Source organism: Ruminococcus sp. D54t1_190329_F1 (genome assembly GCF_015551645.1).
Classification (GTDB): Bacteria; Bacillota; Clostridia; order Lachnospirales; family Lachnospiraceae; genus Blautia_A; species Blautia_A faecis.
Genome location: NZ_JADNDC010000003.1, coordinates 167,047 through 175,647 on the forward strand (window position 1 = coordinate 167,047; position 8,601 = coordinate 175,647).

General features: G+C 41.1%; 9 protein-coding genes and 1 pseudogene. 2 read left to right on the forward strand and 8 right to left on the reverse strand.

Annotated features, from left to right (window positions below):
- Positions 1 to 70: 70 nt before the first annotated feature.
- The gene (locus I2D69_RS19935; protein ID WP_226822672.1) at positions 71 to 325 is read left to right on the forward strand and encodes a hypothetical protein; all 255 of its coding nucleotides are present in this window, start codon (positions 71 to 73) and stop codon (positions 323 to 325) included.
- A gap of 37 nt (positions 326 to 362) precedes the next feature.
- Here I2D69_RS19935 and I2D69_RS19940 read toward each other — a convergent pair.
- The 6 genes and pseudogenes from I2D69_RS19940 to I2D69_RS02355 all read right to left on the reverse strand — a co-directional run.
- Positions 363 to 572, reverse strand: a pseudogene (locus tag I2D69_RS19940) (HEPN domain-containing protein); the annotation flags it as partial.
- Positions 573 to 600: 28 nt separating this feature from the next.
- On the reverse strand, positions 601 to 936 hold the full coding sequence (locus tag I2D69_RS02335; protein ID WP_148463452.1) for a nucleotidyltransferase domain-containing protein: 336 nt from the start codon (positions 934 to 936) through the stop codon (positions 601 to 603).
- 551 nt (positions 937 to 1,487) lie between these two features.
- Positions 1,488 to 2,102: a sugar O-acetyltransferase gene (locus tag I2D69_RS02340; RefSeq protein WP_148463451.1), complete on the reverse strand. Its 615-nt coding sequence runs from the start codon at positions 2,100 to 2,102 to the stop codon at positions 1,488 to 1,490.
- Between the two features lie 11 nt (positions 2,103 to 2,113).
- Positions 2,114 to 2,662 (reverse strand): HDOD domain-containing protein, encoded by a 549-nt coding sequence (locus tag I2D69_RS02345; protein WP_226841062.1) that lies wholly within the window; start codon positions 2,660 to 2,662, stop codon positions 2,114 to 2,116.
- 141 nt (positions 2,663 to 2,803) lie between these two features.
- Positions 2,804 to 3,715, reverse strand: coding sequence for an AraC family transcriptional regulator (locus I2D69_RS02350; RefSeq protein ID WP_173717479.1), 912 nt, complete (start codon positions 3,713 to 3,715; stop codon positions 2,804 to 2,806).
- Positions 3,716 to 3,868: 153 nt separating this feature from the next.
- Complete coding sequence (locus tag I2D69_RS02355) at positions 3,869 to 4,825, reverse strand: 2-dehydropantoate 2-reductase (RefSeq protein WP_173717478.1); 957 nt, start codon at positions 4,823 to 4,825, stop codon at positions 3,869 to 3,871.
- A 200-nt stretch (positions 4,826 to 5,025) separates the two neighbouring features.
- Between I2D69_RS02355 and I2D69_RS02360 the strand changes: the two genes are divergently transcribed.
- Positions 5,026 to 6,153, forward strand: coding sequence for a glycerate kinase (locus I2D69_RS02360; RefSeq protein WP_173717477.1), 1,128 nt, complete (start codon positions 5,026 to 5,028; stop codon positions 6,151 to 6,153).
- Between the two features lie 91 nt (positions 6,154 to 6,244).
- Here I2D69_RS02360 and I2D69_RS02365 read toward each other — a convergent pair whose 3' ends face one another.
- Together I2D69_RS02365 and eda are read right to left on the reverse strand one after the other, a co-directional pair.
- Positions 6,245 to 7,267, reverse strand: a complete 1,023-nt coding sequence (locus I2D69_RS02365) for a sugar kinase (RefSeq protein WP_173717476.1) — start codon at positions 7,265 to 7,267, stop codon at positions 6,245 to 6,247.
- Between the two features lie 4 nt (positions 7,268 to 7,271).
- A complete protein-coding gene (gene eda / locus I2D69_RS02370; RefSeq protein ID WP_173717475.1) occupies positions 7,272 to 7,910 on the reverse strand; it encodes a bifunctional 4-hydroxy-2-oxoglutarate aldolase/2-dehydro-3-deoxy-phosphogluconate aldolase in 639 nt (212 codons plus the stop codon).
- Positions 7,911 to 8,601 lie beyond the last annotated feature (691 nt).

Here is an 8,601-nt window from a genome sequence, read left to right on the forward strand (position 1 = left end):
AACCTTTGTCCCGCAAAGTGAGGAATGCAGATTCCAGAAAGGAGCAGATGTTTCATGGATGAAGTGTTAGATGAGCGCAAAAGAAAAATGTGAAGATAAAAAAGATGAAAGCGAAGAGTGTAAAGAAACAGATGGTATTCAATATAGCGATAATGATATAAATAATTTTATAAATAAAGCAAAGAAGATTATGCTGGAAAGATATTGTGAATTAGAAAATGGGTCATTAAGAAAGGATGATGAGGAAAGAGATAACATACGTCGTTATATATTACAAAAATATCCAACGGTTGTAGAGAAATATAAAAGTCATCATAATCGCTAGTTTCACGCTCTTGTTTCAATCTTCCCAGCTTTTTTCCGATTTCTCTTGGAAAAATATCTGTTGCAACATATGTCTTATTAAAATATGCAACAGCATCTTTATGTCTCTTAAAATCTACCTCTTCTAAAGCCAAAACCGCCTTCACCGCATAAAAAGCGGCATAATAGCTACGGTTTATTGAATCCTTATAATGTTGACTTTCCAGACATAACGCAGATACCCCCAACGTCTCGATTGCGCTTCTCATGCGATATATACACAAATCAACTTTCTTTTCACTCACTGACTACTACCCCCTCATCTCTCACATTTCGATAAAAAGGTAACGTATCTACCCAATATTCATACTGTTCTTCATTTTTGATAACCGGAGATATTTCAATTCCTGTGCTCATCTCCACATCAAAAGCCAGATCGTAAATATCATTTTTAATAGCTCTGATTTCCTCGTCAGACAATTTTACCAGTATCATAATATCTACGTCAGAATTATCTCGATAATCACCCCTGGCATATGAACCATATACAATAACTTTTGTCAGCTTTTCACCCAGCATACGCTTCACTTCCTGGGAAAATTTATATATAATACTACTTACATTTTCTGGCATACAATCACTTCCTTACTGATAAATGGTTCCCGTGTTCTCTTTTTCTCAGTATAGCATATTTTTCTATAATATTTCCACTTATTTTGCTTTTAATGCAATTACACTGAAACAGATAAAAACAGGTCAATCCATAGGTCAATTTTATCTGGACACCTCCGCCAGCCCTTATTTTATGGGCATTCCATCCTAAAAGTATAGCGGACTCTGACTCCGTCATTTCAAGGTTCGAATCCTTGTAGCCCTGCTAAGTGGAGCACCTCAGATGAGGTGCTTTTTTCGTATTATGAAAGTCCCGGAAGCCGCGTAGTTACTGGCTTTCTGGGACTTTTAAAATTTTTTCTGAAATTGAACTAATCCATTTTTAAAGGATTATCTAATACATAGTACAAAGAAATATACTCATCACCATTTCATTCCATTCTCTAATGATTAGTCTATCTGTTTCAAGAACAACACCTGTTAAATCAACATTTGCATTCATAAATCTATCACTCCTCAATCAAATTGCTCGGTCAGTTATATTTCGGTATTTCCAGGCTCTAATCAATCTTCTATAATTCCCCAATTACTTCATGCTGCCACCTTTCCCTGTCCGTATCAAAATAACGTATCACCTTGCATGGATTCCCTACTGCAACACAATTAGGAGGGATAGGGCGGGTAACTACGCTTCCAGCCCCTATCACGCTGTTTTCTCCTATAGTGACTCCGGGAAGAAGAATACAGCCACCGCCAATCCAGACATTGTTTTCTATCTCAATCGGACGTGCATAGGTTCTGAAAAATGTTGTCTTGCGTTCCCTCCAATCCGGCACAAGCCTTTCCTGTGGCAATACAGGGTGCGAAGATGTATACATCTGCACATTTGACGCGATCAATACCCTGTCACCAATCCGGATAGTTTTGTTATCCACAAAGGTACAATTCATATTGATTATCACATCATTTCCCAAAAATATATTTTTCCCATAGTCACAATGAAAAGGCGTGTCGATTACCACGTTTTCTCCTATTCCACCCAACAGCTCCCGAAGAATGGAAGTGCGTTTTTCTATATCTCCATAATCAGAAAAATAATATTCCCGTGTTAATTCCCTTGTGCGGGCAATCTGCTTTAACGTATCACTGTCCGCAGTTTCCAAAAAATCACTGGATTCGTAATACATAATATCCCTCCTTAGCGAAAACTATTTTCCACAATACCCGGAAGCAGAGAATAGATAGAACAGCCGATCTGATTTTCAAACTGTTCTTTAATCTCTAAAATCTTTTTCCACATGTCTATTGTCGCTGTGTGAACACCGTACCGTATTGTCACGTCTACAAATCTCTTTTCCAAAAGACAGAACCCCGTCGGCATAGCCAATGCGTCACATAACTGTACAAGACGGTCATAATCATCATATACCGCATTTGCAACAAATTCTTTCATAAACAGGTAATCCTGATCACTGACATCAAACTCACCGATAGATGTAGCAATATCCTGTATCATAAATGCGTGGGATATACATATCTGTGCAGCTTTTTCCCATCCGCGCCCCATACAGTACCGATAGCCGTCTATCAGATGCCTTTCCGAACTCACTCCGGCATAGCGTCCAATATCATGCAACAGCCCGAAAATATATGCCTGTTCAGAAGATAAATCTTTACAATGTGATGCGATATTTTTACAGGCTTCGGCTACAAACCGGGAATGATCTGCCCATGTCCCGGATTGGATTCTGACGCTTCCTTTAATGCCAATTCTGCGGTCTGAATATTTAGTTTTACCACTTTGCGCTCACCTCCTGTAAATTGCTGATTTACTTTACAGGTATCATTATAATGCAAAAGACATAGGAAAAATATTTCTATTTCGCCATTACCTATCACTATTCTGCCATTTTTTTCTATATTCTATAGGTGAACAATGTGCATATTCTCGAAAAACCTTTCCAAAATAACTGCTGCTCCCTAAACCACACTCATGACTGATAACAGTAACAGCTTCCTGCCCCTTTGCCAACCTCTGACAGGCAACTTGTAAACGGTAAGTTGTTATATACTCGACGGGTGTCATGTGCAGACAGTCATGGAACACTCTATAGCATTCCCTTTCGCTTAAATATGCTGCCGCAGCAAGTTCCGGAATAGATATTTTTTCTCTGTAATGTTCATGAATGTATATCATCAGCAGCTTTATTTTATCGTTGCTTTTGTTATGTTCCCCTTTCTTTTCACGCATAGAACGAGAAAGTTCAAAAAGCATGAGCCATATTTCCGTTAGGGCTTCCCGCATTTTTATTTCATATCCAAATTCATCACTTGATAAACGAAATGAGGCAGCAAGCAGTTTCAAAATCCTTTCTTCTTCTGCATTGCCCGGAAAAAGCGGGATTACCTCGATCTGCGGGGCTGTTATGACAGGTGCAATATATTTTTGTTCAATCCTGCTTCCCTGTTCTCCGGCAAGTAAGGAAACATCGAAAATATGAAGTAGCTGTATATTCTTTTCTCTCTGCGATATTGCTTTTGTCATATGGAGTACATTGGGATTTATCATGCCACCGCTTCCAGCCGGAAACAATATTTTTCCTCCTGGCGTATCATATTCAATGCTGCCGCTTTCCATATAAAAAAGTTCCACTGTCCTGTGCCAGTGCCACGGTACATAACCCCCTATATACTTGTCGAGTTCTGCCCTCGAAGCGATATAGGGAAAATCTTTTTCAAAACCGGGAAGCAATTCTTCCTTGCTTCCAGTATAAAATTCAATGCTATGGATATTTTTCATGTCTGTTCACCTACACATCCGGGATTTTGTATCTGTTTTATGGATTAAATATACTGGTGTGGATACAAGAGAGTGCAGCCGATGCTTTGAATACGGATTGCAAAATCAAGCCATTTATCGTTCATTTTTACGCCTCTCAATAGCTGTAATTCTTTACCTGGAACAGGTTACTTCTCCATCCTCTTTGCTATAGTCAAACTTCCCATCATTTTTCTCTTCCAAAGCTTTTATCATATGGTAGGTATATTCATTATACGGCGTAGGAATCCCAAGTTCCCGCCCCATGCGGACCAACGCGCCTGAGAACATATCAATCTCCGTATGGCGTCCCGCATCCAGATCCTGCAGTGTGGAATATCTGGCTGATGGAGGAACGGCACTTCCATGTCCAGAGGATGCAGCAGCCTTACTTATATCGATTCCTTTTGCAGAAGCAATGGCCTCCAACTCTCTTCTAAGTCCGTCGCTGATTGCTTTCATATGAACGCTGTTCTGGTAACAGCCAACTCCTGCCCCTAAAATTGCCTGGGGCAGATTATTGCATACATTCAGCCGGAATTTGCTCCACATTTCTTCCCTGATATATTCTGTAGAGCGATAATGCAGTCCGGTATCTGCAAAAAGAGCCTCAATGGCCTGCACACGTTCACTGTCATAGGGTACGCAAGGCTCTCCGAAAATAATGCCAATGGTGGTTTCCGGGTTAAAACAATATCCATTTTCCTCTTTATGGGAAGCAACTTTTATTACCGAATAGATCACATGGGAAGCTCCAATTTCATCGGAAATCAATTTCTCACTGTCCACGCCGTTCATAAGACTCATGACCGTGGTATTCTCTCCTGTAACCTGGCGGATGCTGTCCATTGCACCTGGCAGCGCTCCATATTTCAAAGACACGATCAGCAGGTCTACCCCTTTTGCTTCCTGAGGTGTCCATACTTCTGGATGATAAACCTCATCATTGATCGTGCAGCCTTTTTTCAATTTCTCCGCACGCTTACCCTCTGCAAGAACTCCCAGCCGGATATCCTTCCGCCTGGAAAGCCCCCATATCACATAAGACCCAACCGCACCTGCGCCAAAAACTGCAACTGTTTTTATCTTCATTGTCTTAACCTCCCATGTATATTTTCCCTTCTAGACAGATATTACTATTTTATCATTATCTGATAAAAACTCCATGCAAAAATTCTTGCTTTTTTCTACTTGACTCCACAAACCAGGCGGTCTATCCTTTAAACAGACATAAGATTGAAAATCTTTTCGCAACATATTTTACCATTTATTTTTTTGGGGGATTTTTTCATATGAAAGTTGTCATTGCAATTGATTCTTTAAAAGGAAGCTTAAGCTCAATAGAGGCCGGAATGGCTATCAAGGAAGGAGTTCTTCGGGCAAAGCCGGATGCCAGGATCGTGGTAAAACCTCTCGCAGACGGCGGAGAGGGAACTACTGATGCCTTGATCGAAGGCATGAACGGAGAGCGGATCGATCTGACCGTCACCGGACCTATGCATGCTCCAGTCAATGCTTATTATGGATATTTGAAAGACAGCAATACCGCTGTTATGGAAATGGCTTCCGCTGCCGGAATCACACTGGTTCCAGATGATACAAAGGATCCTCTTCTTGCTACCAGCTACGGTGTGGGCGAAATGATAAACCATGCCCTCCAGAAGGGTTGCCGCAATTTTATCATTGGAATCGGCGGAAGCGCCACCAACGACGGCGGCATCGGTATGTTAAAAGCTCTTGGCGTACGTTTTTTGGATGAAAATGATGTGGATGCAGGCGAAGGCGGACAGGCACTGGCGAAGGTTTCCAGAATCGACATTTCCGGCCTGAATCCTCTTTTGAGAGAAGCTCATATTCAGGTCGCATGCGATGTGAATAACCCTCTTTGCGGTGAAAATGGTTCCACATACGTTTACGGTCCGCAAAAGGGTGTGACAGAAAATCAGAAAAAGCAGCTAGATGAAGCTATGGCACATTTTGCCCAAATTACTTCCAAAACTCTGGGAACAGATTACTGCAATACCCCTGGTGCCGGTGCTGCCGGAGGGCTTGGCTTCGCCTTTCTCTCCTACCTGGGGGCAACGCTGACGCCTGGTATCGAACTGATTTTGAGTGCTGTAGGACTGGAACAGGAACTTTCTGATGCAGACGTGGTAGTCACCGGTGAAGGCCGCCTGGATTTTCAGACAGCCATGGGAAAAGCCCCTGTAGGCGTAGCGAAGCTGGCAAAAAAACACTATGCAAAGGTTATCGCATTTGCCGGAAGTGTCACAAAGGAAGCAGCCGCCTGCAATAAAGAGGGAATTGATGCTTTTTTCCCAATTTTACGAAATGTCTGCACACTTGCGGAGGCTATGGATCCTGCCACTGCAAAAAACAATATGACAGCCACTGCCGAGCAGGTGTTCCGGCTGCTTTAAAGCGTAATTAATCTTTTCCTGCTCTGGATATACCGCAAAGTGGGGCGTGCAGATTGCGGGAATGATTTTTCAAACACGCTCTACTGGCTATCTAACGCTTCATTTCAAAATCCTGTCCTATACTATGATGCATCTCGATTGTCTGTTGAATTTCCTGAGGGTCTGTCCATAACATATCCCCACTGACGGTATTTTTCATAGCACTGGCTGCATTTCCATACTCCAACGCATCCTGACAGTTTCCATTTTCTTTTAATAATCCGTATAAGAAACCGGAAATATACGCATCTCCGCTTCCGATTCTATCTACAACCTCAATTTTCTCATAAGGTTTTTCTTCATAATAGCTGTCTGTTTTTTTCTCATAAATTACGGAACCAAAAGTATGAGACTTTGGACTATGCACGATTCTCTGGGTTGCTGCAACCACAGCGATATCGTATTCATCAGAAAAACTTTTCAGGATTTCTTTTATGTCCCCTGTTTTTCCAAATGTAAGATTAGCTGTGGATTCTGAACAGAAAAAAATGTCTACGATAGGCAAAATCTTTGTAATGCAGTCTCTTGCCTCATCTCCGGTCCACAAATTCCCCCTGAAATTTACATCAAATGAGATCAATGCACCTTTTTCTTTGAATTTTTTCATCATTTCAATAGCATTTTCCCTTACCGGACCGCCAAGTCCCAGAGTGATTCCGCTGGTATGGAAGCATCTTGTATTTTCATACATTTCTTCTGGAAAATCTTCTAAAGATAATTTATTCACAGAAGAATACTTGCGGTCGTAAACCACCTGCGGTTTACGAGGATCTGCTCCATATTCATAATAGTAAATTCCCAGTCTGGAATCTGCACTGTCATCTCCAGCCAGGTAATCCGTGTCAACACCGTTTCTTCTGATCTCCCTTTTCGCATAATTTCCAATGGCATGAGATGGAATCTTGGAGATAATACCTGTAGTAAGCCCCAGGTTGGCTGCGCCAACAGCTACATTTAATTCTGCCCCGCCCAACTGTTTCTCAAATCTGGTGCCCTGGGCTAAACGCTCGTTTCCTTCTGGCGATAAACGAAGAAGCACTTCACCTAATGCCAGCATATCAAATTTTTTTCCCATTTTATTATCCTCTTATATCCTCTACGATTTTTGCAGCTTCTCTGGTCAACTTCTCAATTTCGTCAAATCTGCCTTCTGTGATCAGTTTGCCTTTTACCATCCAGCTTCCTCCACAGGCAAAAATGCGGTCATATTCCAGATATTTTTTTACATTCTCCGGATTGATTCCGCCTGTTGGCATAAAACTTAAGGAAGTATACGGTGCTGCCATTGCCTTAATAAATGCCAGTCCACCAGCCTGCTCCGCCGGGAAAAATTTGATTACAGAAAGACCTCTGCGTACTGCCCGTGCAGCTTCAGATGGTGTAATGCAGCCTGGAAGCACCGGAATCTTTTTCTCAATACAGTAATCGACAATTTCCGGGTCAAAACCAGGGCTTACAATAAATTCAGCACCTGCCTGAACAGCACGGTCTACCTGATCCACAGTGAGTACGGTTCCTGCACCAACCAGCATCTCTGGGTGTGCCTCTTTCATAAGACGGATAGCCTCTCCTGCTGCTGCAGTTCTGAAAGTTACCTCTGCGCAGGCAAGTCCGCCATTGCAAAGAGCATCTGCCAGCGACACTGCATCTTTCTCATTTTCAATTACTACAACCGGTACAATTCCCATTTTTTTAATTTTTTCCAATACTGTGTTCATACTTTCTCCTTTTTCACCACTTAATTTACTACGAAAATCCTGTCTAACAATAGACATGAGCGTTTTGCAAATATATTGAATTCATCATACCATTTTTTTGTTTTCAACAGATAAGCTCCATTTTTTAGCAGATATTTCTTTTTTATTATTAAATTCATCTGATGTGCTTATAATATATCTCACCATACTCTATTTGCAATATGTAATTACTACCAATTATTTCCTTCATTTTTAGGTTATTTTTCCATTTTGACAGTTCTTTTTTACAAGTTTCCTGTAACTATAGTCTTTTGCGTTACTGTTCACTGGTAACATTCCGCGAGGTGTTTTTTGTGAACAAAGTTCACAGAAAACCCGAGAGTTGCGGCGCGAAATCATGCAAAGCATGATTTCTGTGCATCGCGAAGCGTGTTACTGTAAACGGAGTGAACAGTAACTCTTTTGCTTTTGCCATAAATATTTCCTGTAAAATTTTTTGACATTCCATTTAAAGCATGATAATATAATTAGTATAAAAAAGGTGCTACTGATAGACGGTTAGTCCGATTTTATGTATACACAAAGTAGTCGCTCAGTTTGTCGGTGATATGCCCCTTGTCAAGTAGACAGGTGAAATATCTAAAGGTAAGCGACAAAAATACCTACATTTCATTTTGGAGTGTAGGTATTTTTATGCACACCATTTCTCTTT

Excerpts from the sequence above, each read along its gene's own strand:
- I2D69_RS19935 (WP_226822672.1), top strand. The coding sequence starts at position 71 with ATGAGCGCAAAAGAAAAATGTGAAGATAAAAAAGATGAAAGCGAAGAG.
- I2D69_RS02335 (WP_148463452.1), bottom strand. The coding sequence starts at position 936 with ATGCCAGAAAATGTAAGTAGTATTATATATAAATTTTCCCAGGAAGTG.
- I2D69_RS02340 (WP_148463451.1), bottom strand. The coding sequence starts at position 2,102 with ATGTATTACGAATCCAGTGATTTTTTGGAAACTGCGGACAGTGATACG.
- I2D69_RS02350 (WP_173717479.1), bottom strand. The coding sequence starts at position 3,715 with ATGAAAAATATCCATAGCATTGAATTTTATACTGGAAGCAAGGAAGAA.
- I2D69_RS02355 (WP_173717478.1), bottom strand. The coding sequence starts at position 4,825 with ATGAAGATAAAAACAGTTGCAGTTTTTGGCGCAGGTGCGGTTGGGTCT.
- I2D69_RS02360 (WP_173717477.1), top strand. The coding sequence starts at position 5,026 with ATGAAAGTTGTCATTGCAATTGATTCTTTAAAAGGAAGCTTAAGCTCA.
- I2D69_RS02365 (WP_173717476.1), bottom strand. The coding sequence starts at position 7,267 with ATGGGAAAAAAATTTGATATGCTGGCATTAGGTGAAGTGCTTCTTCGT.
- eda (WP_173717475.1), bottom strand. The coding sequence starts at position 7,910 with ATGAACACAGTATTGGAAAAAATTAAAAAAATGGGAATTGTACCGGTT.